Source organism: Bartonella sp. TP, from assembly GCF_030406085.1.
Classification (GTDB): Bacteria; Pseudomonadota; Alphaproteobacteria; order Rhizobiales; family Rhizobiaceae; genus CALTWN01.
In genome coordinates this window covers 379,280-405,038 of record NZ_CP129002.1, presented here as the reverse complement: position 1 = coordinate 405,038, position 25,759 = coordinate 379,280, and the positions used below count along the sequence as shown (strand labels likewise).

Sequence of the window (25,759 nt, the reverse complement as noted above, 5' to 3'; positions counted from 1 at the left end):
TAGGGCGATGGGTGCAAATCATATAGTTAGTTTATTTGATGATGAGTTGCGTTATTTGGAAAACAAAGTGCTTTTTATGGGCGAGCATGCGATTTTTATGATACAGCGTGCCATACAAGCTGTAATAACAAAAGACAGCGCCTTAGCTAAGCAAGTTATAGAAGATGATGTGGTTCTAGATAATATAGAGCGTGATATAGATGAAAAAGCCATAGCTATTATTGCCAAAAGACAACCGATGGCAGTAGATTTACGTCAGATAATTGGTACTATCAGAATAGCCACCGATTTAGAGCGTATCGGCGATAAGGGCAAGAACATTGCTAAGCGCGCTGCCGTTATAAATACCACAGGACAGTCTAAGGAATTTTATGCTGCATTAGAAAAATTTGCACAAACAGCGCTTAAGCAATTACAAAAAGTTTTGGATGTTTACAAAACGCGTGCGATTGATGAAATAGATGCTGTGGTTGCGTGCGATGACGAAATAGATGCTATGTATAATGAGCTATTCCGTGAGTTGTTGGCCTATATGGCAAAAGATCCGAGCAATATTACCGCTTGTGCGCATTTATTATTTTGCGCAAAAAACTTGGAACGTGTAGGAGATCATGCTACAAATGTAGCAGAGGCTGTGTATTATATTACTACTGGCAACTATTTGCCGCTAGAAGAACAGAAATATGATGAAAATTTCGCCCTGTAGGGTATAATTTAGGAGAAAATGTGATGACAGATAATATTATAGACCCTGTTAAGTTAGATCGGTTGGCCGAGCTTGCGGTAAAAGTTGGGCTGAATTTGCAAAAAGGCCAGGATTTAGTCATAACGGCTCCTGTTGAGGCATTGCCATTGGTAAGGCTTATTGCAAAACATGCTTATAAAAATGGTAGCGGTATTGTAACGCCATTTTTTTCGGATGAAGAGCTTGCATTGTTGCGCTTTACGAATAGTGATGACGCTAGTTTTGATAAAGCGGCAGATTGGTTATATGAGGGCATGGCCAAGGCGTATGGAAAAGGAGCCGCGCGTTTGGCAATTGCTGGGGACAATCCAGCTTTATTTGCCAATATTGATTCAGATAAAGTGTCGCGGGTAAACAAAGCTTCTTCGCAGGCTGCGCGCCCTGCTATGGAAAAAATCACTAATTTTGATATTAATTGGAATATTGTTTCTTATCCAACTCGTAGCTGGGCAAAAACTGTATTTCCAAATTTACCAGAATCAGAAGCTGTAACGGCTTTAGCAAATGCTATTTTTAAAGCTTCGCGCGTGGATAGATCAGATGCTATAGAGGCCTGGAAAGAGCATAATAAAAGTCTAAGTAAAAAGTCCGCTTGGTTGAATGAACAAAATTTTGCTAGCTTGCATTTTTATGGCGGCAATACCGATGTAACAATTGGGCTTGCCGACGGCCATGAGTGGCAGGGCGGTGCGTCTGAGGCTAAAAATGGCGTAATGTGCAACCCAAATATCCCAACGGAAGAGGTTTTTACCACTCCCCATGCCCATAAGGTAGATGGTATTGTGCACGCTACTAAACCATTATCCTATCAAGGCACGTTAATAGAGGATATAGTAATGCGCTTTGCTGAAGGTAGGGTGGTAGAGGTGCATGCTTCTACGGGGCAGCAGGTTTTAGAAAAGGTCTTAGCCACGGATGAAGGCGCTGCTCGCTTGGGCGAAGTAGCTCTGGTGCCATTTTCTTCGCCTATCTCGGCCAGTGGCTTGTTGTTTTATAACACTTTGTATGATGAAAACGCTGCTTGCCATATAGCTTTGGGGCAGTGTTATGCCAAATGTTTTAAGGGTGAAGATTTGACCGAGCAGCAAATAGCGCAGCAAGGTGGCAATAAAAGCTTTATTCACATTGATTGGATGATAGGCTCTCAGCATATGGATATCGATGGTATTAAACAGGACGGTGCCGTTGTGCCGATTTTCCGTAAGGGTGAATGGGCATAAAGTTGAAATAAGATTTAGATATGCCAGAGCTGCCTGAAGTTGAAACTATACGATCTGGATTAGCCGCGCAATTACGTGGAGCTGCAATTGTTGATTTGCAGCTTTATAGAGCAAATTTGCGGTATGATTTTCCAGTAAATTTCAGGCAGAATATTCTTAATGCACGAATTTTGGAGATAGAGCGTCGAGCAAAATATTTATTATTCAGGCTATCAAATAAGTACTCCATAATAAGTCATCTTGGTATGAGTGGTAGCTGGGTTATACAATCTGTTAACCAAGAGCGAAAAAAGCACGATCATATTGTTATGAATTTGCAGATTGGCGATAATTCAGAGCTTTTAAGCTTAACCTATAACGATCCACGTCGTTTCGGTTTTGTTTTTTGTGAAAAAGATGAAAATATAGAGCAGCATAGCAGCCTAAGAAATTTAGGCATAGAGCCACTTACGCTTAACTTAAATGCTCAGAATCTATATGAAAAATTGCTAAAGAAAAAAACCAATTTCAAAACAGCCCTGCTTGACCAAACCATCATCGCTGGCCTGGGAAATATCTATGTTTGCGAGGCTTTGTGGCGTAGTGGTATTTCACCTTTTGATAATGTACATGTTTTTTGTGTGCAGCAAGAGCAGGTACTAGAAAAACTAGCAGCTCTATGTAAAAATATAAAAGAGGTTTTGCAGCAAGCTTTAGAGGCAGGGGGCTCTAGCCTAAGAGATTATAAAAACGCTTCGGGCAAAGCGGGGGCTTTTCAAAATAATTTTGCCGTATATAATAGGGCGTCGCTACCATGCCCAAAATGCGGCTTGCCCATACAACGGGCAGTGCAAAATGGAAGGTCCAGTTTTTATTGCGAAAACTGCCAACCTAGAATGAAAAAGGAGATATAAATGGGCAACACAGATATAAGCAAGGTGCTGGAATATATCGATGATAATTTTGAACATAGTTTAGAGCGTTTAAAACAGCTGCTTGCTTATAAATCTATATCTACGGACCTTGCCTATAAGCAGAACTGTAAAGATACTGCGCAATGGCTAGTGAATGAGTTGACGGGCTTAGGTTTTAAGGCGCAGTTGCGCGAAACTCCCGGTCATCCAATGGTCGTTGCACATTCTAATGACGGTGCAGAAAATACCCCGCATGTCTTGTTTTATGGTCATTATGATGTACAACCTGTAGATCCGATAGAGTTATGGCACGGCGATCCTTTTGTGGCGCGCCGCGAAATACAAAATGGCGAAGAAGTCATAGTAGCGCGCGGCTCTTCTGATGATAAGGGGCAGCTTATGACTTTTATCGAGGCCTGTCGCGCTTACAAAGCTGTTCATAATAGTTTGCCAATAAAAGTTAGCATATTATTTGAAGGCGAAGAAGAATCTGGCTCACCATCTTTGATTCCATTTTTAAAAGAAAATAAAAATGAGTTAAAGGCAGATTTCGCTTTGGTTTGCGATACTTCTATGTGGGATAGGCAAACGCCTTCTGTTACTGTGGGCTTACGTGGCATGTTGGCGCAAGAAATTGTAGTAAAAGCTGCTGAGCGCGATTTGCATTCAGGTATTTATGGGGGGGTAGCCGCTAATCCGCTTACAATTTTAGCAAAAATATTAGGTGAGATTAAGGATGTGAATGGCCATATAAATATTCCAGATTTTTATGAAGGGGTAGAAGATACGCCGCCAGAAATTTTGGCTATGTGGCAGTCATTGGGATGTGAAGAAGAAGATTTTCTTGGCCCAATTGGTTTAAGCAAAAAGTTTGGCGAGCAAGATCGCACTTTGCTAGAATGTATTTGGGCTCGACCTACCGCAGAAATAAATGGTATTGAAGGTGGCTATACGGGGGCTGGTTTTAAAACCGTAATCCCTAGTCAAGCCAGGGCAAAAATTTCTTTTCGTCTTGTTCATAGGCAAGATCCAGAAAAAATTAGGCAATCCTTCAAGGCGTTTGTAAAACAGCGTATTCCAAGTGATTGTACAGTAGAGTTTATTGATTATGGTGCATCGCCAGCGATACAGTTGCCGTATGATTTGCCATTTTTGCAAAAAGCTTCGGCTGCATTAACAGAAGAATGGGGTAAAGATACAGTGCTTATAGCATCTGGCGGCTCGATTCCTGTGGTAGGTGATTTTCAGAAAATTCTAGATATGCAGTCTCTGCTTGTAGGTTTTGCTCTGGATGATGATAATATACATTCGCCGAATGAAAAATATGATGTTAAAGCTTTTCACAAAGGTCAACGTTCTTGGGCTCGTATCCTTGCAGCGTTGGCCTGAATAGTTAAAGGATAGGATTTTAATATGAGTAAAATAAGATTGCATAAGGGTGATTTGCCAAACCTAGAGCTGTATGATGTAAATGCTGTTGCTATAGATACTGAAACGATGGGGCTAAGCTTTCAGCGCGACCGCCTTTGCCTAATCCAGCTTTCTCCTGGTGACGGTAGCGTGGATATAGTGCAAATCGCTAAAGATGCACATGATGCGCCGAATTTATTACAATTATTGCGCAATAATAATATTGTAAAAATATTCCACTACGCGCGTTTTGATTTGGGCGCTATAGCGAATCATTTCGAGATAATGCCGCAAAATAGTTTTTGTACAAAAATTGCTTCAAAACTATGTCGTACTTATAGTTCGCGGCATGGCTTAAAAGAGCTTTGTAGTGAATTGTTGAATGTCCAAATTTCTAAACAACAACAAAGCTCTGATTGGGGTAGTCAACATTTAAGTCAAGCACAATTAGATTATGCTGCCAGCGATGTGCTATATTTACATCAATTGCGCGATATCCTAACTGCAAAGCTGCAACGCGAAGATCGCTTTCGCTTAGCCAAAGCCTGCTTTGAGTTCTTGCCCATGCGAGTATTGTTAGATTTAGAAGGTTGGGCCGAGCAAGATATTTTTGCTCATGCTTAATTAATTTAATTGCATTATTTTTTTTGTTGTTGTATTTTTACTACAGTAATTTTTGCGTAATGTGTTATATAGTTGGTATGTGTTAAACATAAACGGAGAATCTAAAATATGAAAACTAAACTTATAACAGCCGTATCATTGCTAGCTCTAGGCGCAGCAACACAAGCTAACGCTGCTGACGTTATCATGCATCGCCACGTAGCGCCAGTAGTTGTGGTAAAGCCAGTGGATACTTTTTCTTGGACAGGCTTTTATGCTGGTGCGCAAGGCAGCTTCCAATGGGCTAAGCATGATATACATACTGGCGCTGTAAATGCAGGGGCAGGCACTATTTCAATAAAAAAAGATGGCGCAGGCGCAGGCTTATTTGCTGGCTTTAACAGCAATCTTATGAGCGGTGCAGTTCTTGGTATAGAAACCGATATTCTATGGAATAAGATACATGACCACTTTGATCAAACGTTTAACGCAAGCTCCCCTGCGAACGCAGCTGACATAACACACGCTGTGGGTGATTTTGATGAAAAATGGTCTGGTGCTACTCGTGTTCGCGTAGGTTTTGCACAAGATAAGATATTGCCTTTCTTAGCTGGTGGTATAGCCTATACGAGTATTGAAACACACGGCGTAGCATTAGCTGGAGGTACTACTCCAGCAGCAATTGGTGCATCCGGTAATGCTACTATAGCCAATCACAAAGAAAACTTAGTTGGTTGGACAGCTGGCGCAGGCGTGGATTGCGCGGTGGCAGATAATCTGTTGGTGCGTTTAGAATACCGCTATAATGATTTCGGTAAGAAACATTTACCTCTTGTCCTTGGTAATGGCACCACCGGTCCTAATGGCGTGCATTATGAAATGAAGCATAGCAGCCATGATGTTCGCGTTGGCGTAGCATATAAGTTCTAATAACTTAATTTTTATTAAATATAAGCTTAATGGCGAGGGTGTTGCTCTCGCCATTTTTGTTTTTTTGCATTTTTTTACTGAGTGTGACTTTTTTGCTATAGTAAAATCTATTTCTGTATGTTATTAAAGCGCTAGTAATCTTGCGTAAATGGAGTAATATGTACATGCAAATTAAATTTATCACAGCCGTATCATTTTTAGCATTGGCTGCGGCAACACAAGCAAATGCTGCTGACCTTATTAAACATCATTCTCACACAGCATCCGCCGCTATGGCAAAGCCTGTAGCAGTTAAGCCTGACTTTTCTTGGACTGGGTTGTATGCAGGTGCCCAAGGTTCAAGCGATTGGGGTAAGCATAAGTTTAATCTATCCGCTACTAGAAAAATGGGTGCTAAATTCACCGAAAAGCTTGACCAGTTTGGCGCAGGTTTATTTGCTGGGTTTAACCGTGCTTTGCCAAATGGCGCTGTTTTTGGTATAGAAACTGATATGATGTGGAAAAGCGAAGAGGGCGCTCATAGCTTTAAACATCCTGACGATCCTACTGCAGCTGTGATAGCTGCAGCGAAAGCTGCGAAGCGGAAGGCTCCTAGGGGTATGACAGAGGGTTCTATAAATGAGTTTCACAATAGCTTTAAAGAAAAATGGACTGGTGCTACTCGCGTACGCCTAGGCTTTGCAAAAGACAAAATATTGCCTTATATTGCTGGTGGTATAGCTTATAGCAATATTTTGACAAATGCCACTTTAATATCTGGGCCAGATAATGGTAAGAAAACTTTGACTATAGCGAATAAGTCAACAACTATGATTGGTTGGACAGCTGGTGCTGGTGTTGATTGTGCTTTGGCGAATAATCTATTGGTTCGTTTAGAATATCGCTATAGTGATTTCGGCAAAAAAAGCTTGAAATATAGTGGTGAAAATAAGCAATCATTCCTCTATGATTTCAAGCATAATACTCAAGACGTTCGTGTAGGTGTAGCTTACAAGTTCTAATAATTAACTATGTACCATATAAGCTTAATGGCGAGGGATTTCCCTCGCCATTTTTTTTTGCCAAGAATTTTTGAGCAAATTATCAGCTAGAACGCATGCATCTATTAGCTGATTTTTACAGTGATCGTTTGCGGTGTGAAATATACACGTATTAAGGGTGTATAGAACCTAATAGACTGGTTTTCCTTGCATATAGCTGTATTATCAAGCCTTTTTTTTGCATTATTTTTGTTTAGCGTAGCTATTTTGCTATAGTAAAATTCGTATCAATATGATACAAAAACGCCGGCAAGTTCGCGTAAATGGAGTAATATGTACATGCAAATCATATTGATAGTAACCGCAGCAATGTTAGCATTGCTTTCGACACTGGAAACAGGAGCCGTTGCCTTAGCTAAGCACAATCACCATAAGGTCCCGGTTAATATGGCAAGATCAGTAATTTTTAGGCCTAGTTTTTCTTGGTCCGGTGGGTATTTAGGCGTTCAAGGATCAAACGATTCTAGCTAATATAAGTTTAATTTAGCGTCTAGAAAAGAACTTGGTTCTACTTTTACAGAAAAATTGGGCCAATTTAACGGTGGCCTGTTTGTTGGTTTTAACCATGTGTTAACCAATGGCGCTGTTTTAGGCCTAGAGACTGACATTCTGTGGAAAAACAAGATCGTAAGCACGATTTTGACTATGGCGTAGAGCATGATGCTAGTTGGGCATTCATGCATAGTAAACCAGCAGAGCCTATGACACCGAAAACTATAAAGGAGTTTCACAGTAGCTTTAAAGAAAAATGGACAGGCGCTACTCGTGTGCGTTTAGGCTTCGCGAAAGGCAAAATATTGCCTTACATTGCTGGTGGTATAGCGTATAGTAATATCTTTACAAATGCCCGCTTGTTAAATGGGCCAATAAAGAATACAGCCAACTTTTTGCTTATAACGAATAAGGCAACAACTATGATTGGTTGGACAGCTGGCGCAGGAGTTGATTGCGCATTGACTAATAATTTATTATTGCGTTTGGAATATCGCTATAGTAATTTTGGCAAAAAAGACTTAAAATATACGGACGACAAGCAGCAATTATTCCTTTATGAGTTCAAGCATAACATTCACGATGTTCGCGTAGGGTTGTCTTATAAATTTTACTAATTTATAGAAAAATAATGTTAATGGCGAGGGGCTTTTCTCGCCATTTTTGCATTATTTTTGTAAATGTTGCTTATTTGCTACAGTATATTTTGCGTAATATGTTATGATAGGAAATATGGATAGCTTATTTGGACGGAGAGTGTAAAATATGAAAAGCAAATTTATCAAAGTCTTATCACTATTAGCTTTAGGCGCAGCCACACAAGCTAACGCTGCTGACGTTATCGTGCATCGCCACATGGCGCCCGTAGTTGTGGTAAAACCTGTAGGTAGTTTTTCTTGGACTGGTCTATATCTAGGTGCGCAAGGCAGCTTTCAATGGGCTAAGCATGATGTAAATACTGGAGCTACTAACTTCAGCAGTTTTTCGTTGAAAAAAGATGGTGCAGGAGCGGGCTTGCTTGCTGGTTTCAACAGCAATATGATGAGCGGTGCCGTTGTTGGTGTAGAAACTGATATCTTGTGGAATACCATAAAGGGTGGTTATAATTATTCGGTCACTCCTACTGGTACCTTGCCGACAGAACTAAAAGCTGTAAGAGGTAATTTTAAAGAAAAATGGTCTGGATCTACTCGTTTGCGTGTAGGCTTTGCTCAAGGCAAGCTGTTGCCTTTCTTAGCTGGCGGCGTAGCTTATACTAATCTCTTACTAAGAGATGTTTATTTTACTCCAGCGAGTCCTGCTGTTGAGGTTCCTATTGCAGCTCATTATGAAAATTTAATTGGCTGGACAGCTGGGGCAGGTGTAGATTGTGCCGTAACAGATAATTTGTTGATGCGCTTGGAGTATCGCTACAATGATTTGGGTAAGAAAACAATAGCTTTTGATGGTTTTAGTACCGCTTTTCATTATGGTCTAAAACATCGTACGCATGATGTTCGTGTAGGGGTAGCTTATAAATTCTAATAATTTATAGTATGGATTATTAAGTCTAAAGGCGAGGGGGTATCTCTCGCTTTTTTTACGTTAGAACGTTATTTATTTGTGTTGCATTTTTACTACAGTAATTTTTGTGTGGTGTGTTATATAGTTGGTATGTGTTAAACATAAAACGGAGAATCTAAAATATGAAAACTAAACTTATAGCAGCCGTGTCATTGCTAGCTTTGGGCGCAGCCACACAAGCTAACGCTGCTGACGTTATCGTGCATCGCCACGTAGCGCCAGTAGTTGTGGTAAAGCCAGTGGATACTTTTTCTTGGACAGGCTTTTATGCTGGTGCGCAAGGTAGCTTCCAATGGGCTAAGCATGAGATACATACTGGCGCTGTAAATGCCGGGGCGGGTACTATTTCAATAAAAAAAGATGGCGCAGGCGCAGGCTTGATGGCTGGCTTTAACAGCAATATGCTTAGCGGTGCCGTTGTTGGTGTAGAAACCGATATCTTGTGGAACAAGATACATGACCACTTTGATCACACGTTTAAGGCAAGCTCCTCTGCGAACGCAGCGGACTTAGTACACGCTGTGGGTGATTTTGATGAAAAATGGTCTGGTGCTACTCGTGTTCGCGTAGGTTTTGCACAAGATAAGATATTGCCTTTCTTAGCTGGTGGTATAGCCTATACGAGTATTGAAACACACGGCGTTACATTAACTGGAGGTAACCCACCAACTGGTGCCTCTACTATAACCAGCCACAAAGAAAACTTAGTTGGTTGGACAGCTGGTGCGGGCGTTGATTGTGCGGTAGCAGATAATCTGTTGGTGCGTTTAGAATACCGCTATAATGATTTTGGCAAGAAACATCTACCTCTTGCTGTGGGTACTGGCACCCCTCCTGCTGTACATTATGAAATGAAGCATAGCAGCCATGATGTTCGCGTTGGCGTAGCTTACAAATTCTAATAATTTAGGGTGTGAATTATAAGCCTAAAGGCGAGGGGATATCTCTCGCCTTTTTTGCATTAGAGCGTTATTTTTATTTGTGCTATATAGTTGGTATGTGTTAAACATAAAACGGAGAATCTAAAATATGAAAACTAAACTTATAACAGCCGTATCATTGCTAGCTCTAGGCGCAGCCACACAAGCTAATGCTGCTGATGTTATCATGCATCGCCACGTAGCGCCGGTAGTTGTGGTAAAACCTGTAGACACTTTTTCTTGGGCAGGCCTATATCTAGGTGCGCAGGGAAGTTTCCAATGGGCGAAGCATGATATACGCACTGGTGCTGCGAATCTGCCTATGCTTGCCATAAAAAAAGATGGCGCAGGAGCAGGCTTAATGGCTGGCTTCAACAGCAATCTTAAGAATGGAGCGGTGCTTGGTATAGAAACTGATATATTATGGAATAAGATACATAATCATTTTGTTATCCTTACTGGAGCTACGGGTACAACTGCTTTAAAAACTATTGCGGGTGCCTTTGACGAAAAATGGTCTGGCGCTACACGTATACGTCTAGGCTTTGCGCAAGGTAAGCTATTGCCCTTTTTGGCTGGTGGTATAGCTTATGCTAAGATATTAACAAGCGGTGTTGCGGCAAGTGCTGGAGAGAATGCTTCTTTGGCTATAACCCACCGCGCTGAAAATTTAGTTGGCTGGACAGCTGGCGCAGGTATTGATTATGCAGTTGCAGATAATCTGTTACTGCGTTTGGAATATCGCTATAATGATTTTGGCAAAAAAAATCTACCAGTAACTGTTTCTGGTACTCCTGTTTTGTTTTATAACATCGAACATCGTAGCCATGATGCCCGCCTAGCTGTAGCTTATAAATTCTAATAATTTAGAAGTGTGAGTTATAAGCCTAAAGGCGAGGAAGCGTCTTTTGCCATTTTTCTGTTTTTGTATTTGTATTTAACTACATAAGCGGAGAGTTTGTCATCATGAAACCTAAACTTATAGCAGCGTTATCCTTGCTGACAGTAAGTACGGTAGCGCAAGCCAAAGCTGCTGATATTGCTGCGCATCACCATTTAGCTACAATAATCGTAAGACCCGTGCAAGCTTTTTCCTGGGCGGGGCCGTATTTTGGTGCGCAAGCTAGCTATCAACAGCTTAAGCATGGCGTACATGTCGGTGCAAATAATTTTTCTGATTTATACGTTACAAGTGATGGTGCTAGCGCAGGTTTGATGGCTGGCTTTAATAGTAATCCGATGAGCGGCGCGGTGCTTGGCATAGAAACAGATTTTTTGTGGAACAGCTTAAAGGGGCACTATAATATTATAGATTCTCTAGTAGGTGCTGGTGCTAATTCCTTAAAGAGCTTAGCAGGCAATTTTGAAGAAAAATGGTCTGGCGCCACCCGTATACGCGTAGGTTTTGCGCAAAATAAAATACTGCCTTTCGTATCAGGTGGTATAGCTTATAGCAATATAGTAACAAGCGGTGTTGTGCTAAGTCCGTCTGGTGGGGACGTTTCTAGTTTTGCTATTGATAACAGTTCTGAAAATTTAGTGGGTTGGACAGCTGGTGCTGGTGCAGACTATGCAATAGCGCATAATCTTTTGGTGCGTTTGGAATATCGCTATAGCAATTTTCATAATGCTTGTGTCAATTTGCTAAATGATTCGTTGAATGGATAGGATAATTTTACCATTAATGGATAGCAACAGGCTCTATACTAACTAAATTATCAGCTTTAAGCCTAGAATGCTGGGCTTTTTTAGCGGTGTTGCTTTTAGGCAACTCTGGTCAATAATTATAATAAAAAGTTCAAATCTTTGTAGACAATGCAAATATCTTTTGCTACATTACGGACATTAAGTAAATATCTTGGCCTATTATAGGTTGGGTGACAATAATTGGAGTAATAAGTATGAATATTAAATCATTAATTTTGAGCTCAGCCTCTTTGGCTGCTCTTTTGGTAGCTTCCAGCGCTTCTGCTGCAGATTTGCCAAAACACCACAGCAAAATGCCTGTGGCTATTATGGTAAAAAGCCAGCCAGCAGTTTTTGCTTGGGACGGTCCATATGCTGGTGCTGAAGTTGGCGGCAACTTTTCCTATTTTTCTAATAAAGCAGGTGGCACTAAGCAATCAACATCTGACGTAGAAAAGAATTTTGGTAAGCCAAAAAATAAGCTTATAGGCGGCGTGTTTGCTGGCTACAATGCTAATGTTGGCAATAATGTAATCTTGGGCATTGACGGTAATCTTGACTTCGGTAAGTCTGATAAAACTATTATTAAGACCGTTACTGCCACTACTCCTGTTGATGGCTTTGCTTATAAAGAAAAACTATCTGGTGCAGCTCGTGTTCGTGTAGGTTATGCTATGGACCGCTTTATGCCTTATGTAGCTGGTGGTTTGACTGTAACTGATATAGAAGCTGCTCAAGGCGATAAGACTGCTGGTAAAGCTGCTATTGCTGACACAGGTAAGCTATCTAATGTTAGTAAGCTTAAGAGCTCTGCTGCTATGGGTTGGAATGTTGGAGCTGGTGTAGATTATGCTATTTCTGACAATTTAATCTTGCGTGCTGACTATCGTCACAGCCAAATAACTGACCCTAAGGTTAATAAAGCTGTTGATAATAAAGCTGATGCTCAATCATCTCACTTAGAAAAGCTTAAGGGTTTCTCTGTAAATTCAAACGACGTTCGCGTTGGTATAGCATATAAATTCTAAGATAATTTAGTTTAGAATTTTTCAGGCAACTGATTCATCATCTTTGGCAGCGGCATATATGTTTTATATGCCGCTGTTTTTTGTTATGTATTTTATGTTTTTTGGCAATTACAGGTTGCATTTCTTGCCAATTAATTTGATCTCCCCGATTCGATAGATTTTGCTAAAAAATGGCAAAAAATCCCCCTTAAAAAATGAATTTAGAAGAAAAAATATAAAATTTATAAATTTTTTCTATCTCAACAAGCCTGTGTTTCTAGGCTTTTTGCAAAATGTCTAAATTTAATCTTAATCTATGGATTGAAATAGTTCGTATTTTACTACTCTATTGATGTTTACGCTAATAGCGTAGGGGTTAAATGAGTGTATTGTATAGTTTAGTTATTATAGCTCTGAGTATATTTTGTTGTTCTTCTGTGGCGGATGCGCAATCGTCATGGCAGTATCAGCGAAAAATAGCGCTGGATAAATTGCAACTGCATGTTTCTTTGCCTTTAGTTTTCTCACCAAGAAATATAAGCCCCTTCGCTTATAACAATATAGCGCATTCCTTGCGCCATTTTAATTTTACTTTTCCCTCTCAGCCTGCAAATTTATCCTTTGCTAGTCTGCCCGCTGCAAATAAAAGTAAATGGGAGGGTTTATATCTGGGCATTGCTAGTGTTGTTCAACATGTGCATAATGATTTTCCAAAAGCGGCGAACTCCCTAAACAAAGATATTTTCTTTGGTTATGACAAATTATTAGGCAATAATATATTGCTTGGCGCAGAATGCGGCTTTAGCCTTATGAACGCCAAGGGCTATGCGCAAGTCACGCCATATTCCGACCAGCATAAATTGGTTAACGATAATGGCTGGAATACGCATCTTCAGCTCCATGCTGGTTATGTTTGGAATAATCTACAGGCGTATCTTGCAACAGATGTAAATAAGTCTAGCTTTTCTGCTAACGGAGCTAATAAATGGCAAGCTCCAAGCATGCCAGCTTTTGGTGGTGGCATTGAATATGCAATAAAACCTGGCCTGAGATTACGATTGGGCTATCGGCGCAATAAATTAGCCTATAAAAGCGTTACAGTAAAACATAGTCCTATGCCAACTACGCCAAGAACAGCCGTAACAAATTATCAAGTAGAGAATTTTAGTGTTGGTTTAATATTACATTGGCATTAAGCGCATTTTCATTATAGGCTTGCAAAATTTACCAAGAAACCTTATTGTGAATTATTATATTTAAGCAGGTGTAAGGTTTTTTATGCAGAGTTCTTCTAATTTTGACTATTCTAAAACATTATTTTTGCCCAATACGTCGTTTGCAATGCGTGCAGCACTACCGCAAAAAGAGCCAGAAATAACTAAACTTTGGCAAGAAATGGATTTGTATAGGCGACTTCGTACTAAGGCAAAAGATCGACCGCGTTATGTTTTGCACGACGGTCCGCCATATGCAAATGGTAATTTACATATTGGCCATGCGTTAAATAAAATTTTGAAAGATGTTATTGTAAAATCAAAGCAAATGGCTGGCTATAACAGCGCTCTTGTGCCTGGCTGGGATTGTCACGGCTTGCCGATTGAATGGAAGGTGGAAGAGGAATATAGATCTGAAGGCAAAAAAAAAGATGATATTTCTGTTAATGAATTTCGTGCCAGATGTCGAAAATTTGCGGCTCATTGGGTAGCTGTGCAATCTGTGCAATTTCAGCGCTTTGGTATAATTGGTAATTTCGCCAATCCATATTTAACCATGGATTTTACAACGGAAGCTATAATAGCAGAGCAGCTTTTGCTGTTTGCCAAAACAAAGCAGCTTTATCGTGGCTCAAAGCCAGTAATGTGGTCAGTGGCAGAAAAGACTGCGTTAGCAGAAGCAGAGATAGAATATCATGAGTACGAATCTGATAGTATTTGGGTAAAGTTTAAAATTTCTAATGGTGCTTTAGCCGGAGCATATATCGTTATTTGGACTACCACCCCATGGACCATCCCGGCAAATCGTGCCGTATGCTACAGTGATAATATTAATTATGGTTTGTTTGAAATTATAGAGGTAGAAAATGATTTTGGTCCAAAGTTAGGTGAGCAACTCATTTTTGCTGATAATCTAGCCGAACAATGTGCTCAAAAAGCTAAATTGAAATTGCAAAAAATACGCGGTTTAGAGCCAGCGGAATTTGAAGAAATGCAGCTGCAGCATCCGTTTAGCCAACATTTTGCTGGTTATGACTTTACCGTGCCGATGCTATCGGGCGAGCATGTTACCGCTGAATCGGGAACAGGTTTTGTTCATACCGCACCCAGTCATGGGCGAGATGATTTTGAAGCATGGCTAAAAAATAAATCGCTGCTCGAGCAAAGAAATATCGACACTACAATTCCTTTTCCGGTAGATGATGAGGGCTTTTATACTAACGATGTGCCAGAGTTTGGCCCAATGCGCGCAGGTGGCGCGTTGCGGGTGATAGATGAAAAAGGTAAAAAAGGCGGGGCCAATGCAGCTATCATAGAGCAGCTTATTGCTGCCCAGCGGTTATTTGCTAGAGCGCGTATAAAACATTCTTATCCACATAGTTGGCGTTCAAAAACGCCATTGATTTCCCGCAATACCGCACAGTGGTTTATTGCTATGGACAAAAATTTAAGCTCTGGTAAGAGCCTACGCGAAACGGCAGTAGATGCGTTAGAGCATGTAAGTTTTACGCCTGCAAATGCCTATATGCGCCTTAGCTCAATGCTAAAAGATCGACCAGATTGGGTGCTTTCACGTCAGCGAACATGGGGTGTGCCGATATGTATTTTTGTGAATGAAAATGGCGAGATTTTGCAGGATGAGACTGTGAATGCACGAATTATCGAGGCTTTTAAGGCAGAAGGCGCAGATGCTTGGTTTAGTGAAGGTGCTAGGGCAAGATTTTTGGTAGATCGTGCCCAAGAGGATTGGGTGCAAATTATGGATATTTTGGATGTGTGGTTTGACTCTGGTTGCAGCCATAATTTTGTTTTACGGCAGCGAGAAGAGTTAAGTTTTCCAGCAGATTTATATTTCGAAGGCTCAGATCAACATCGTGGTTGGTTTCAAGCTTCTTTACTAGAATCATGTGCTATTAATGGCGTTGCGCCTTATAAACAAATAGTTACACACGGTTTTACTATAGATGAAAAGGGCAAAAAAATGTCTAAGTCACTTGGCAATGTCGTGGATCCGCAAAAGATTTGTGACAAATTTGGGGCAGATATTTTGCGTTTATGGGTAATGACTGGTGATTATTGTGAAGATCAGCGAGTTGGCGATAATATTATACAAATGAATGTGGATTATTATCGCAAGCTTAGGAACGTTATACGCTGGATGCTCGGCACTCTTTCTCATTATAAGGGAGAAGAGGTGGCCTATGAATCGCTGCCAGAGCTAGAGAAATATATGCTGCATAAGCTAGCCAAATTGGATAAACTCATTAAGGATGCGTATAGTGAGTTTGACTTTAAAAAAATCATACATAGCTTGTTGGATTTTTCTATAGTTGATTTATCTGCTTTTTATTTTGATATTAGAAAAGATGCGCTTTATTGTGATGCTCCGTCTTCATTGCGACGTAAGGCGGCCTTGGCTACTATTAGCAAGATTTTTGATTATATGATTTTGTGGCTAGCGCCTATGCTTTCTTTTACAGCAGAAGAAGCGTGGCAAGAGCGTTATAAAGATGATAGTGTTCATTTGCAAGAATTTTTAACACCGCCTGCTCATTGGCAAAATGACGCTATGGAGTTAAGATGGAAAAAAGTTCGCAAAGTTCGCAAAGTAGTAACAGGTGCGCTAGAGCAAGCGCGGGCGGAAAAGATTATAGGCTCCTCCTTAGAGGCTGCGCCAGAGGTTTATCTTAATGATGATTCTTTGCAAGAAGCTATTGAAGGCTTGAATATGGCGGATATTTGTATTACCAGTGATATTTCTATCTTAACGCAAGCTTTGCCTCAAAGCTCAAATTGTTTTACGCTAGAGGATGTGCCATCAGTAGCTGTAAAAATTGAAAAGGCTAAAGGTAATAAATGTATGCGTTCTTGGCGTTATAGCCCAGAAGTTGGGCAAGATCCTGAATACCCGGATGTGTGTGCCAGAGATGCCGCCGCGTTGCGGGAATTGAAGGCGTTGAATTTATTAGATTTTTAAAACAACAGGGGTACATATATGAAAATCTTTAGAAGCTTATTTTTTAAATTTAGCTCGATGCTATTAATGCTAAGTTTAGCTGGCTGTACATCTGGCGGTAAAGCCTTGTCTTTTTTAAGCCCAACAGATATAAATGAAAAAGTTTATGTTTTGCCTCATAAACCATTGGTCAAAACTCATATTAATCCAATGCAGCCTTTGCCCAGCCCGTCTGCTACTATTGTTGCGCCCACTGCCCCGTATGTGATTAAAAACCAAACAGCTAGTACGCATTTGGTAAAACCGCCTCAGCGCTATGTTGTGCCAGCCGACACCGCTCCGGTTAATGTATTGGGCGAGGATGAAGAAGTAAAAAAGCGCCGCCTAGAAGTAAATCCAAATAATACGCCAAGTAAAGATAGCATTTGGAACTTATTGTCTGGAAAAAAGGGCTCCTAACGCAAGCGGGCAAAAAAATCTCTTAGCAGCTTTGCGCATTCTTGCTCTTGTATAGCAGAATAAATTGCGGGCCTGTGGTTGCAGCTCGGTTGGTTGAAAAACCTTACACCGTTTTCCACAGCCCCGCCTTTAATATCCTGTGCGCCATAATATACGCGTCGCAATCTAGCCAAAGCAATGGCGCCAGCGCACATTGTGCACGGTTCTAAAGTTATATAAATGTCGCAATCAGTTAGATAGGAAGTTTGTAAGACTTTTATGGCTTGATTTATGGCTAATATCTCTGCATGTGCTAAGGGGTTTGCATTTTGTATCATAGCATTTGCGGCTTCGCTAATTACTTTGCCGTCTTTTACAATAACGGCACCTACTGGTACTTCGCCAGTTTTATATGCTATTACAGCTTGCTTGAGCGCTGCATTCATTGGGGTAAGTATAGTGGGCATATTATAGCACATACGGCTTTCTCGCTTATTGGCATGGGTTAGAATATCTGTTATAGTGCAGAGATAGTTTAATAGATAGGTCCATATATGTCAAAAGACCCTGGTGTTTACCGACGCAGTTCTGAAAGAGCAAAACCATTTAGACGGGCTGATCGGCCTGCGCGCGCTCCCTTAGCTGGTGGGGAAAAGTTTAAAAAAGATTTTATAAAGAAAGAGCTGCCTTTCGAACGTGAAGAAGGCGAGCGTTTAGCAAAAAGGCTGGCTAGATGTGGTATAGCTTCAAGACGTGAAGCAGAAAACATGATATTAGATGGCCGTATTACCGTAAATGGTAAAAAAATTATAAGCCCGGCAATAAATGTAAAAGAAGCAGATATAATTGAAGTAGACGGCAAATTATTACCGCCGCCTGAACGCACTAGATTGTGGTTATACCATAAGCCAGCTGGGGTGGTTACAACTACGCACGACCCGCAAGGCCGAGAAACTATTTTTGCAAAATTACCAAAAGAGATGCCTAGAGTAGTTTCTGTTGGTCGCTTAGATATTAATACCGAGGGACTGTTGCTGCTTACTAATGACGGTGGGTTAAGCCGAATTTTGGAATTGCCAAGTACTGGCTGGTTGCGTCAATATCGTGTTCGTGCTTTTGGCAAAATTGAGCAAGCACAATTGGATGAGTTAAAAAATGGCTTTGCTGTAGATGGGGTATTTTATGGTTCAATAATTGCCTCTATCGAAAAGCTGCAAGGAGCCAATATTTGGCTTAATATCGCCCTGCGTGAGGGGAAAAACCGTGAAATCAAAAATGTTTTAGGTGCATTGGGCCTGCGTGTTAATAGATTAATAAGGGTAGCCTTTGGGCCTTTTCAATTAGGCGATTTAGAAACATCAAACGTAGTTGAAATAAAGGGGCGGGTTTTGCGCGACCAGCTGGGAGACCGCTTGATAAGAGAATCAAATTTAGATTTTACCTCACCTTTACAAAAACCCGCTCCGTCAAAAGAAGTAAAGCATGATGATTGTCGCTTGCGCTCTTCAAATGTCTGGATGGGTAAAGGCATGAAGGTGCGCCCCATTTTGGGCGAAAGGGTGCGGAAAAGTGATGAAAGTGAATTTCGAAGAAAAGATAAGCCATATGATAAAGATAAGCGGCCAAGGCCAAGTAAACCAGGAGAATCAGTAGAGCGCGGTGGATTTAAGCGTACAGCTACGCGAGATGAAGGTAATAAATTTAACGAAAGGCGGCGTAAACCCTACGGCAAAACGAACGGTGACCGCCCTGCTAAGCCAGGGTTTAACTCAAGAAAACCATATATTAAAGGTAGAAAAAGTGAGGATCATAGCAGGTCGTCATAAGGGGCATAAGCTTTTCGGACCAAAGGATAAGTCTATTAGACCAACCAGCGATAGAGTTAAAGAAAATTTATATAACATTTTATCTGCTATAGATTCAGATTTTTTTGCTGCAAAGATAGTTTTGGATCTTTTTGCTGGTAGCGGGGCTTTGGGTCTTGAGGCCTTGTCACGGGGAGCTGCACGTTGTGTGTTTGTAGATAAAGCTAGTGAAGCGCTAGAAATATTAAAAAATAATATTGCAAAATTGGGTGTGGAAAAGCAATCTAGCGTTTTACAAGCCAATATAAATAACTTAAGCTTATTGGCACAGCAGGGATATGTATTTGATATAGTTTTTGCTGATCCTCCCTATGGTTATGATTTTGGTAGAGTAGTCTTGCAGCAATTATCTGCGCATAAACTTCTTAGCGAGGATGCATTTTTTATTTTAGAGGAAGCTAGCAATGTGGCTTTGCCTGAAGCCGTGGCTGAGTTTTCTCTATTACAATACCGTAATTATGGAGCGGCTAGTTTGGCTATTTACAAGCGGCAGTTAATTTAAAAATAAGGGGAAAAGAATTTTGGCTTATGAGTATCTACAAGATCAAAAATTGCTACAAGAGACAGTAAAAGAGGCAGGAAAAATAGCGCTTAGTTATTTTAAGAAAAACGTAAAAAGTTGGTTAAAAGCCGATGCGTCGCCAGTTAGTGAAGCTGACATGGCAGTGAATGATTTTTTAGAAAAAACCTTGCGTTCTGCTAGACCAGAATATGGTTGGATTAGCGAAGAAAGCGAATTAGGCAATCAAAATAGGTTATTAAATCAGCAACCTATTCGTTATTTTATAGTAGATCCCATTGATGGCACTAGGGGGTTTTTAGCAAATGATCCCCATTGGTGCGTAAGTGTTGCGGTGGCAGAGGCTGGTAAAATAGTTGTCGCTGCCATTTTCTGTCCTGCTTTAGATGAGTTTTATAGCACGATAGTCGGTGAAAAATTATTGATTAATGATGAAGAAGTTTTTCTTGAGCCGATAGAGGAGAAAGAGCGTGGCTTTGCAGTTATCTCGGCTCCTCGCAATTTAGAGCCTGTAATAAAAGATAAATTGCATAAAAATATAATATTTCATCAGCATATAAGCTCGTTGGCTTATAGTGTTGTATTATGCGCACTTTCAGCCATAGATTGCGTTGTAATAAGGCCTAGTTGCAAAGAATGGGATATCGCTGCGGCAGATCTGATTCTGCGCAATAATGGTGGCGTTTTATGTACTCATGAAGGAGAGCAGTTAGATTATAGCCTTGCACATTGTTATAGCGGCTATTTATATGCTTGCAAAAATCGCGAGCAATTTTCAAAGCTAGCTATTGAGATAAATAAGATAATAAGCTAAATTGATTGTATCGATTTTATGTATGGAGACCTTTATGTTAGATAAAAAAAACGGTGCCTATTTGGTGTTAGGCGGTGAGCTTGTTTCGATAGACAAGGATGAGTTTAGAGATGCTGAAAATATAGAGCTTGTAGGGGTTTTTGCAGATTATGAAGCTGCTAAAATGGCATGGCGTGCACGTGCGCAAGCCACTGTGGATAATGCACATCAGCGCTATTATGTTTTGCCGTTGCATGAGATATTAAAGCAAGCTGTAGAGTAAGTGATCTAGGGTAGATGGTTAAGAGGCTGTGGTTTAAATATAGCGATATTATAGTACAATCTTATATAATTAAGTGGCTGTTGACAAATCTTTTATATTTGTATTTTCTTTTGGTATATGTGACTAATAAACGAATTAGCCAGTCCGAAAATCCAAAGAAATTACATGGCCAATATAACCCGTTTATTATTACTTTTTGGCATGGGCGGCATATTATGGGGCCTTTTTTGCGTCCTAAAGAAGAGCGGATAGTTGCTATGTTTTCTCGCTCAAAAGATGCTGAGCTAAATGCGCTGGTTGGGCAGAAATTGGGGCTAGAGATTGTGCGTGGGTCAGGTGGGCGCGATAAAGCGCAAGCGCATGGTAAGGGCGGCGCTCGTGCTCTTTTAGCGCTGCGTAATTATCTTAAGAAAAAGATAAATGTGTCTATGATAGCGGATATTTCAAATAAAGCGCCTAGAGAAGCTGGATTGGGCATAATATTATTGGCAAAAATTTCTGGTCGGCCTATAATACCCTATATATATGCATTTTCGCGCGAGAAGATTTTGCAAAATAGTTGGGATAAAACAGCTATTCCTTTGCCTTTTGGGCGCTCAGTTTTTTTGTCTGGCCCTGCTTTTTTTGTGCCTGCGGATAGTAGCGACGAAAAGCTGGAGCTAATAAGATTGGAGCTTACGAAAACTATGAATAGCTTAACAGAAAGCGCATATAAGCTTTTGCATGGAGACATAGACGTTCGTGCCTTTATGTAATGCTAATGAATGCCGAGAAGATAGAGTTTTTATAATTCTGTCATTGAGCATTTATCAATTATTGCTTTTTTTGGTAAGCTTGGTTTTTAGCCCATTGCTTTTGCTTTATATATATATCCGTGTTCAGAAGGGTCGTGAGCAGTTTTCACGTCTTGGCGAGCGTTTTGGTTTTGGCGTTAAACAAACCTTTAGCGAGCCCAAAGAAAAAACTATATGGCTACACGCAGCAAGCGTGGGCGAAACTCTGGCTTTGGCGGGTGTAATAGAAACTTTGCTAAAGGAAACTAACCATAATCTATTGTTAACGACTACAACTATAACAGCCAGTGAGGTGCTGCATAAGCGTTTTGCCGAAGCGATTGCAGCTGGCCGATTAATACATCAATATAATGCTTTAGATTTTCCGCTAGTTGTTAATTGTTTTTTGAATAAGTGGCAACCTGAGCTTTCGATAGTCTGTGAGTCTGAGCTTTGGCCTGGAAGGATTTTAGAATTATCGAGAAGGTGTATACCGCAAATAATTGTAAATGCAACCATGTCGGCGAAAAGTGCTAAGCGTTGGGCTAAATATCCGAGGATTAGCAGAGCTATATTTAGCAAATTTGCTATTATACTCTGTAGAAATTCACAAATTCAGGATTATTATAAGTCCTTAGGTGCACAAAATACCTGTGTAACAGGTAATTTAAAAGCGGGCTTGGCTGTTAATATAGATCCTAAGGGGCTACAAATATTGCAACAATTATTTGTTGGCCGTCTGGTGCTAGCTGCTGTTTCTACTCATGATGCGGAGGAGGCGTTGCTTTTAGAAATTTATGAAAAATTGCGTAATATTTATTCAGATTTAGTATTATTTTTAGTGCCGCGTCATCCTGAAAGAGCAAGCCAAATAGCTGGGTTAATAGAGCAAACAGGCTTTAGTTTTATTTTAAAAAGTAAAATGGAGCAAGTGGATACTGAGCAGAAAATTGATATCATGCTAGGTGACACTATTGGCGATATGGGGCTTTATTTATCTTGTGCTAATATAGTTTTTATAGGTAAATCTTTGTTGGCTAAAGGCGGTCATAATCCATTAGAAGCCGCTATGTTGAAAAAGCCGATAATTAGTGGCTGTAATATTGAAAATTTTGCTGAGATATATGATTCTTTTCAAAAGAATGAAGCTGTGCTGCTAGTAAAAAATGCAAAAGAGCTGCATATGGGCATAATTAAATTGTTGGCTGAGCCGAAATTATGCCAGCAAATGGCTGATAATGCGGCTAAATGTGTAGAGAATTTGACTGGAGCTACAAGCAAGACTTTCGCTGCAATGCAGCCCTATTTGGCAAAATTGAACCATGCTGTTTAAAGCCCCTGATTTTTGGTGGTTAAAAAAAGGATTTTGCTCATATGGCCTAGCACCAATTGCTTATATATATGCTTATTTTTCTAAGCGAAATTTTAATAAAAGTAAAATTAAGTCTGTTCAATTACCAGTGTTGTGCATTGGTAATTATACTTTGGGTGGAAATGGCAAAACTCCGCTTAGCATAGCTATGGCTAGAAAGGCTAAGTCTTTAGGTCTGCACCCAGCTATAATAAGCCGTGGCTATAGGGGAAACTATAAAGCAATGCATATAGTAGATGTTGATGTAGATTCGGCATTACTGGTAGGGGACGAAGCGTTATTATTGGCCAAGCATGCTACTACAGTAGTAACTAAGGATCGGGCAATAGCAGCAGAATTTTTGCGAAAACTGGGCTATAATTTTCTGATATTAGATGATGGCTTTCAAAGTCGTAAGCTGTACTATGATTATGCTATGATTGTGCTGGACGCTAACCGTGGCTTGGGCAATAAATGCATTTTCCCAAGTGGGCCTTTGCGCGCACCATTGGATTTGCAATTGGCCTATAGTGATATTGTGGTAAATATAGGCGAGAAGGACATTGTAGAATCACAAACTACTACGGTGCAAGCTAGGCTTTTATCTCGTATAATTAGCACTGGGCCAATAAAGCAAGGCAGCTTATTTGGGGTAGAATTATTTAGCTTTTGCGCTATTGGAGATAGTAATAAATTTTATAATTCTATTATGCAGTTAGGTGGAAATATTATTGATCGGCTTGCCTTTGCCGATCATCATTTTTTTTCGGCCCTAGAATTAAACTCTATATGGTTAAAGGCAGAAGCAAAAAACTTGCAACTGATAACTACACAAAAAGATTATATGCGTTTGATTAATAATGAAAATTTGCAAAAAACTTGGTCGGCAAAATGTAGTTATAGAGAATTTTTAGAATCGTTGATTGTATTAGACATCGATATAGAATTTGTTGATAGCAAGATGCCAGAAAAAATTATAATGCAGGTTTTAGAAAAATATAAGCAAAGATTAGGTAAGAGCGCCCAACTCTAGTTCTCGCTTTAGTGAGGCTGCGCAATCGATGTATGCTTCTTGGCGTTTTACGTTCCAATAGCTTAAATTTTCTAGCATTATGTGGCTATTTGTAACTGCGCATATTACATAATCACCAAATTTAATTATTTCATAATCGCCATCCTTATACAAAACTTTAGCTTCTTTTAGCATGTTTATCTCCTGTCAAATAAGCGCTCAATGTCAATTAATTTAAGTTCTATATAGGTCGGGCGGCCGTGATTGCATGTAGAGCTTGCTGGTGTTTCTTCCATTTGTCGCAATAAATTATTCATTTCTTCTGTTTTTAACAAACGGCCAGACCGTACAGAGCCGTGACACGCCATTGTAGCGGCTATATAATTAATTTTTTTTTCTAATGGATTTTCGCTTTCATCAATTAGCAATTTGTCGCTTAATTCATTGAGCAATTCTTCTATATTTACTGGTCCTAAAATAGCCGGGGTCTCGCGGACTAATAAACAATTATAGCCAAAATTTTCAAAATTGAAGCCCAATTTTTTAAACAAATCTATTTGCGATAATAGAATATCTATTTTTTCTTCGCTTAACGAAACTATTTCTGGAACCAGCAATAATTGTGCTCTTAACGGTTCATTATAAAGCGCTTTTTTTAATTTTTCATAAACTATTCGTTCATGAGCGGCATGTTGGTCAATTATAATAATACCGTCTTCTGTTTGCGAAATTATATAATTCTTGTGTATTTGTGCTCGGGCAGCCCCTAAAGGAAAAGAGCTATTCATTTCTGCTTGCTCAACTTCTTCTGCCGACTGCGCAATAGCCGTTGGTGCATATGCTGTTTCTATTAATAGGGGAGCCGTTTCTTGTAGCTGTGCATAGCTAAATCTGTTTTCTGGTTGCAGCGTGCTACGCGGCGCATAAGAAGGAGGACTCGGCGCTATAAATGCGTTGGCCATAGCCTCACTAGCGGCAACGCTAGGCCGTACTCCTACGCCAGTTAATGCATTTTTTATAGCGCTAATTATAGCAGCTCTTACAAGGGAAGGATCGCGAAACCGTACATCGGCTTTTGCCGGATGTACGTTAACATCTACATCCTCTACAGCTAGCTCTAGAAATAAAACGCATACAGCGTAGCGATCTTTAGTAATAACATCACTATAGGCAGCTTTTATTGCACCTAATATTAATTTATCACGAATGGGCCGTTTATTCACATAGATAAATTGCGACTGGTTGTTGCCTCTATTAAAATTAGGGATACAAGTAAATCCAGATATTTTTATATTTTGGTGCGTTAACTCAACTTTTACACAATGTTCTTCAAAATCTGTTCCTAATATATCGCAGATTCTTTGCAGTCTGGCTTTACTTAACTCTGAAGCTGGATTGGTTGAGTTGTAAGTTATTGTTTGCCTGTCGGTGCCGTTTAGTGTAAAGGCTATTTCTGGATAAGCCAAAGCAATATTTTTTACAATTTGTGTTATCGCCATGCTTTCAGTTTTGTCGCTTTTCATAAATTTTAAGCGAGCTGGTGTTACATAAAATAAGTCACGTACCTCAATAACAGTTCCCTGGCTGCATGAAGCTGGTCGTATCTCGGAAATACTACCAGCATTAACATTTATTTCAAAACCAGTTTCGGCATTCGCGGTATGTGACACCAAGCGTAATTTAGCAACTGAACCGATAGAGGGCAGCGCTTCGCCGCGAAACCCTAAATGCTGTATATCATGTATATTCTCATGAAATTTAGATGTACAATGACGGGCAATAGCAAGCTTTAATTCTTCACTCGGGATGCCTGTGCCATTATCCTTTACCCTTATCAAACCCTTACCACCAGAGGATGTAAATATCTCAATCTGCGAGGATTGTGCGTCTATAGCATTTTCTATCAACTCTTTTACTACGCTAGCTGGGCGCTCAACTACCTCGCCAGCGGCTATTTGGTTGATAACAGTTTCACTTAACTGCTGAATGGGCATTTATACACCAAATTAGTTTAACTTTAACTATAAAGGATCATATGATATATT

At 40.1% G+C, this 25,759-nt stretch carries 26 protein-coding genes and 1 pseudogene; 24 read left to right on the top strand and 3 right to left on the bottom strand.

Translation table 11 applies throughout. The annotated features are described in order from the left end of the window. Positions 1–7: 7 nt before the first annotated feature. The 17 genes from phoU to QVL57_RS01980 all read left to right on the top strand — a co-directional run bounded on the left by phoU (position 8) and on the right by QVL57_RS01980 (position 17,138). Entirely contained in the window at positions 8–706 is a 699-nt protein-coding gene (gene phoU, locus QVL57_RS02060) for a phosphate signaling complex protein PhoU (RefSeq protein WP_290077096.1), read from the top strand. A gap of 23 nt (positions 707–729) precedes the next feature. Beyond that, positions 730–1,965, top strand: a complete 1,236-nt coding sequence (locus QVL57_RS02055; RefSeq protein ID WP_290077094.1) for an aminopeptidase — start codon at positions 730–732, stop codon at positions 1,963–1,965. Between the two features lie 20 nt (positions 1,966–1,985). Then, entirely contained in the window at positions 1,986–2,858 is an 873-nt protein-coding gene (mutM, locus tag QVL57_RS02050) for a bifunctional DNA-formamidopyrimidine glycosylase/DNA-(apurinic or apyrimidinic site) lyase (protein ID WP_290077092.1), read from the top strand. Further along, positions 2,859–4,247, top strand: coding sequence for a M20/M25/M40 family metallo-hydrolase (locus QVL57_RS02045; protein WP_290077090.1), 1,389 nt, complete (start codon positions 2,859–2,861; stop codon positions 4,245–4,247). 24 nt (positions 4,248–4,271) lie between these two features. Then, entirely contained in the window at positions 4,272–4,892 is a 621-nt protein-coding gene (locus QVL57_RS02040; protein ID WP_290077088.1) for a ribonuclease H-like domain-containing protein, read from the top strand. A 108-nt stretch (positions 4,893–5,000) separates the two neighbouring features. Beyond that, on the top strand, positions 5,001–5,801 hold the full coding sequence (locus tag QVL57_RS02035; protein WP_290077086.1) for an outer membrane protein: 801 nt from the start codon (positions 5,001–5,003) through the stop codon (positions 5,799–5,801). Positions 5,802–5,965: 164 nt separating this feature from the next. Continuing rightward, a complete protein-coding gene (locus tag QVL57_RS02030; RefSeq protein WP_290077084.1) occupies positions 5,966–6,802 on the top strand; it encodes an outer membrane protein in 837 nt (278 codons plus the stop codon). 318 nt (positions 6,803–7,120) lie between these two features. After that, entirely contained in the window at positions 7,121–7,312 is a 192-nt protein-coding gene (locus tag QVL57_RS02025; RefSeq protein ID WP_290077083.1) for a hypothetical protein, read from the top strand. Between the two features lie 140 nt (positions 7,313–7,452). Next, positions 7,453–7,950, top strand: a complete 498-nt coding sequence (locus tag QVL57_RS02020) for an outer membrane beta-barrel protein (protein ID WP_290077082.1) — start codon at positions 7,453–7,455, stop codon at positions 7,948–7,950. 148 nt (positions 7,951–8,098) lie between these two features. Beyond that, on the top strand, positions 8,099–8,857 hold the full coding sequence (locus QVL57_RS02015) for an outer membrane protein (RefSeq protein ID WP_290077081.1): 759 nt from the start codon (positions 8,099–8,101) through the stop codon (positions 8,855–8,857). A 161-nt stretch (positions 8,858–9,018) separates the two neighbouring features. After that, positions 9,019–9,798 carry an outer membrane protein gene (locus QVL57_RS02010; RefSeq protein ID WP_290077079.1) on the top strand — a complete coding sequence of 260 codons (780 nt, stop codon included), beginning with the start codon at positions 9,019–9,021 and terminating at the stop codon, positions 9,796–9,798. Positions 9,799–9,925: 127 nt separating this feature from the next. After that, complete coding sequence (locus QVL57_RS02005) at positions 9,926–10,678, top strand: porin (RefSeq protein ID WP_290077078.1); 753 nt, start codon at positions 9,926–9,928, stop codon at positions 10,676–10,678. A 104-nt stretch (positions 10,679–10,782) separates the two neighbouring features. After that, positions 10,783–11,484 carry an outer membrane beta-barrel protein gene (locus QVL57_RS02000; protein ID WP_290077076.1) on the top strand — a complete coding sequence of 234 codons (702 nt, stop codon included), beginning with the start codon at positions 10,783–10,785 and terminating at the stop codon, positions 11,482–11,484. A gap of 233 nt (positions 11,485–11,717) precedes the next feature. Further along, on the top strand, positions 11,718–12,530 hold the full coding sequence (locus QVL57_RS01995; RefSeq protein ID WP_290077075.1) for an outer membrane beta-barrel protein: 813 nt from the start codon (positions 11,718–11,720) through the stop codon (positions 12,528–12,530). A gap of 359 nt (positions 12,531–12,889) precedes the next feature. Next, positions 12,890–13,705: an outer membrane beta-barrel protein gene (locus tag QVL57_RS01990; RefSeq protein WP_290077074.1), complete on the top strand. Its 816-nt coding sequence runs from the start codon at positions 12,890–12,892 to the stop codon at positions 13,703–13,705. A gap of 82 nt (positions 13,706–13,787) precedes the next feature. Next, complete coding sequence (gene ileS / locus QVL57_RS01985) at positions 13,788–16,700, top strand: isoleucine--tRNA ligase (protein ID WP_290077073.1); 2,913 nt, start codon at positions 13,788–13,790, stop codon at positions 16,698–16,700. Between the two features lie 18 nt (positions 16,701–16,718). Next, on the top strand, positions 16,719–17,138 hold the full coding sequence (locus QVL57_RS01980) for a hypothetical protein (RefSeq protein ID WP_290077072.1): 420 nt from the start codon (positions 16,719–16,721) through the stop codon (positions 17,136–17,138). Here the strand turns inward: QVL57_RS01980 and QVL57_RS01975 are convergent. Continuing rightward, positions 17,135–17,584: a nucleoside deaminase gene (locus QVL57_RS01975; RefSeq protein WP_290077071.1), complete on the bottom strand. Its 450-nt coding sequence runs from the start codon at positions 17,582–17,584 to the stop codon at positions 17,135–17,137. The genes QVL57_RS01980 and QVL57_RS01975 overlap by 4 nt on opposite strands. A 204-nt stretch (positions 17,585–17,788) precedes the next feature. Here QVL57_RS01975 and QVL57_RS01970 point away from each other — a divergent pair. The 7 genes and pseudogenes from QVL57_RS01970 to lpxK all read left to right on the top strand — a co-directional run. Then, positions 17,789–18,568, top strand: a pseudogene (locus QVL57_RS01970) (pseudouridine synthase); the annotation flags it as partial. Positions 18,569–18,917: 349 nt separating this feature from the next. Continuing rightward, complete coding sequence (gene rsmD / locus QVL57_RS01965; protein ID WP_290077070.1) at positions 18,918–19,484, top strand: 16S rRNA (guanine(966)-N(2))-methyltransferase RsmD; 567 nt, start codon at positions 18,918–18,920, stop codon at positions 19,482–19,484. 19 nt (positions 19,485–19,503) lie between these two features. After that, positions 19,504–20,316: a 3'(2'),5'-bisphosphate nucleotidase CysQ gene (locus QVL57_RS01960; RefSeq protein WP_290077069.1), complete on the top strand. Its 813-nt coding sequence runs from the start codon at positions 19,504–19,506 to the stop codon at positions 20,314–20,316. A 34-nt stretch (positions 20,317–20,350) separates the two neighbouring features. Beyond that, the gene (locus tag QVL57_RS01955; protein ID WP_290077068.1) at positions 20,351–20,578 is read left to right on the top strand and encodes a DUF4170 domain-containing protein; all 228 of its coding nucleotides are present in this window, start codon (positions 20,351–20,353) and stop codon (positions 20,576–20,578) included. A 14-nt stretch (positions 20,579–20,592) separates the two neighbouring features. Next, the gene (locus QVL57_RS01950) at positions 20,593–21,333 is read left to right on the top strand and encodes a lysophospholipid acyltransferase family protein (protein WP_290077067.1); all 741 of its coding nucleotides are present in this window, start codon (positions 20,593–20,595) and stop codon (positions 21,331–21,333) included. Next, positions 21,320–22,684, top strand: coding sequence for a 3-deoxy-D-manno-octulosonic acid transferase (locus tag QVL57_RS01945; RefSeq protein ID WP_290077065.1), 1,365 nt, complete (start codon positions 21,320–21,322; stop codon positions 22,682–22,684). Before QVL57_RS01950 ends, QVL57_RS01945 begins: the two co-directional genes overlap by 14 nt. Then, entirely contained in the window at positions 22,674–23,735 is a 1,062-nt protein-coding gene (lpxK, locus tag QVL57_RS01940) for a tetraacyldisaccharide 4'-kinase (RefSeq protein WP_290077063.1), read from the top strand. Before QVL57_RS01945 ends, lpxK begins: the two co-directional genes overlap by 11 nt. Here lpxK and QVL57_RS01935 read toward each other — a convergent pair. Next, positions 23,712–23,909 (bottom strand): DUF2093 domain-containing protein, encoded by a 198-nt coding sequence (locus QVL57_RS01935; protein WP_290077062.1) that lies wholly within the window; start codon positions 23,907–23,909, stop codon positions 23,712–23,714. The genes lpxK and QVL57_RS01935 overlap by 24 nt on opposite strands. 2 nt (positions 23,910–23,911) lie before the next feature. Further along, a complete protein-coding gene (gene mutL / locus QVL57_RS01930; protein ID WP_290077061.1) occupies positions 23,912–25,708 on the bottom strand; it encodes a DNA mismatch repair endonuclease MutL in 1,797 nt (598 codons plus the stop codon). Positions 25,709–25,759 lie beyond the last annotated feature (51 nt).

Bases quoted from the DNA above. Each gene is read 5' to 3' on its own strand.
- QVL57_RS02045 (WP_290077090.1), top strand. From the start codon at position 2,859: ATGGGCAACACAGATATAAGCAAGGTGCTGGAATATATCGATGATAAT.
- QVL57_RS02035 (WP_290077086.1), top strand. From the start codon at position 5,001: ATGAAAACTAAACTTATAACAGCCGTATCATTGCTAGCTCTAGGCGCA.
- QVL57_RS01990 (WP_290077074.1), top strand. From the start codon at position 12,890: ATGAGTGTATTGTATAGTTTAGTTATTATAGCTCTGAGTATATTTTGT.
- phoU (WP_290077096.1), top strand. From the start codon at position 8: ATGGGTGCAAATCATATAGTTAGTTTATTTGATGATGAGTTGCGTTAT.
- QVL57_RS02030 (WP_290077084.1), top strand. From the start codon at position 5,966: ATGCAAATTAAATTTATCACAGCCGTATCATTTTTAGCATTGGCTGCG.
- QVL57_RS01995 (WP_290077075.1), top strand. From the start codon at position 11,718: ATGAATATTAAATCATTAATTTTGAGCTCAGCCTCTTTGGCTGCTCTT.
- QVL57_RS02005 (WP_290077078.1), top strand. From the start codon at position 9,926: ATGAAAACTAAACTTATAACAGCCGTATCATTGCTAGCTCTAGGCGCA.
- QVL57_RS02000 (WP_290077076.1), top strand. From the start codon at position 10,783: ATGAAACCTAAACTTATAGCAGCGTTATCCTTGCTGACAGTAAGTACG.
- mutM (WP_290077092.1), top strand. From the start codon at position 1,986: ATGCCAGAGCTGCCTGAAGTTGAAACTATACGATCTGGATTAGCCGCG.
- mutL (WP_290077061.1), bottom strand. From the start codon at position 25,708: ATGCCCATTCAGCAGTTAAGTGAAACTGTTATCAACCAAATAGCCGCT.
- QVL57_RS02040 (WP_290077088.1), top strand. From the start codon at position 4,272: ATGAGTAAAATAAGATTGCATAAGGGTGATTTGCCAAACCTAGAGCTG.
- QVL57_RS01950 (WP_290077067.1), top strand. From the start codon at position 20,593: ATGGTTAAGAGGCTGTGGTTTAAATATAGCGATATTATAGTACAATCT.
- QVL57_RS01935 (WP_290077062.1), bottom strand. From the start codon at position 23,909: ATGCTAAAAGAAGCTAAAGTTTTGTATAAGGATGGCGATTATGAAATA.
- ileS (WP_290077073.1), top strand. From the start codon at position 13,788: ATGCAGAGTTCTTCTAATTTTGACTATTCTAAAACATTATTTTTGCCC.
- QVL57_RS02025 (WP_290077083.1), top strand. From the start codon at position 7,121: ATGCAAATCATATTGATAGTAACCGCAGCAATGTTAGCATTGCTTTCG.
- QVL57_RS01955 (WP_290077068.1), top strand. From the start codon at position 20,351: ATGTTAGATAAAAAAAACGGTGCCTATTTGGTGTTAGGCGGTGAGCTT.
- QVL57_RS02015 (WP_290077081.1), top strand. From the start codon at position 8,099: ATGAAAAGCAAATTTATCAAAGTCTTATCACTATTAGCTTTAGGCGCA.
- QVL57_RS02055 (WP_290077094.1), top strand. From the start codon at position 730: ATGACAGATAATATTATAGACCCTGTTAAGTTAGATCGGTTGGCCGAG.
- lpxK (WP_290077063.1), top strand. From the start codon at position 22,674: ATGCTGTTTAAAGCCCCTGATTTTTGGTGGTTAAAAAAAGGATTTTGC.
- QVL57_RS02010 (WP_290077079.1), top strand. From the start codon at position 9,019: ATGAAAACTAAACTTATAGCAGCCGTGTCATTGCTAGCTTTGGGCGCA.
- QVL57_RS01975 (WP_290077071.1), bottom strand. From the start codon at position 17,584: ATGCCCACTATACTTACCCCAATGAATGCAGCGCTCAAGCAAGCTGTA.
- QVL57_RS01980 (WP_290077072.1), top strand. From the start codon at position 16,719: ATGAAAATCTTTAGAAGCTTATTTTTTAAATTTAGCTCGATGCTATTA.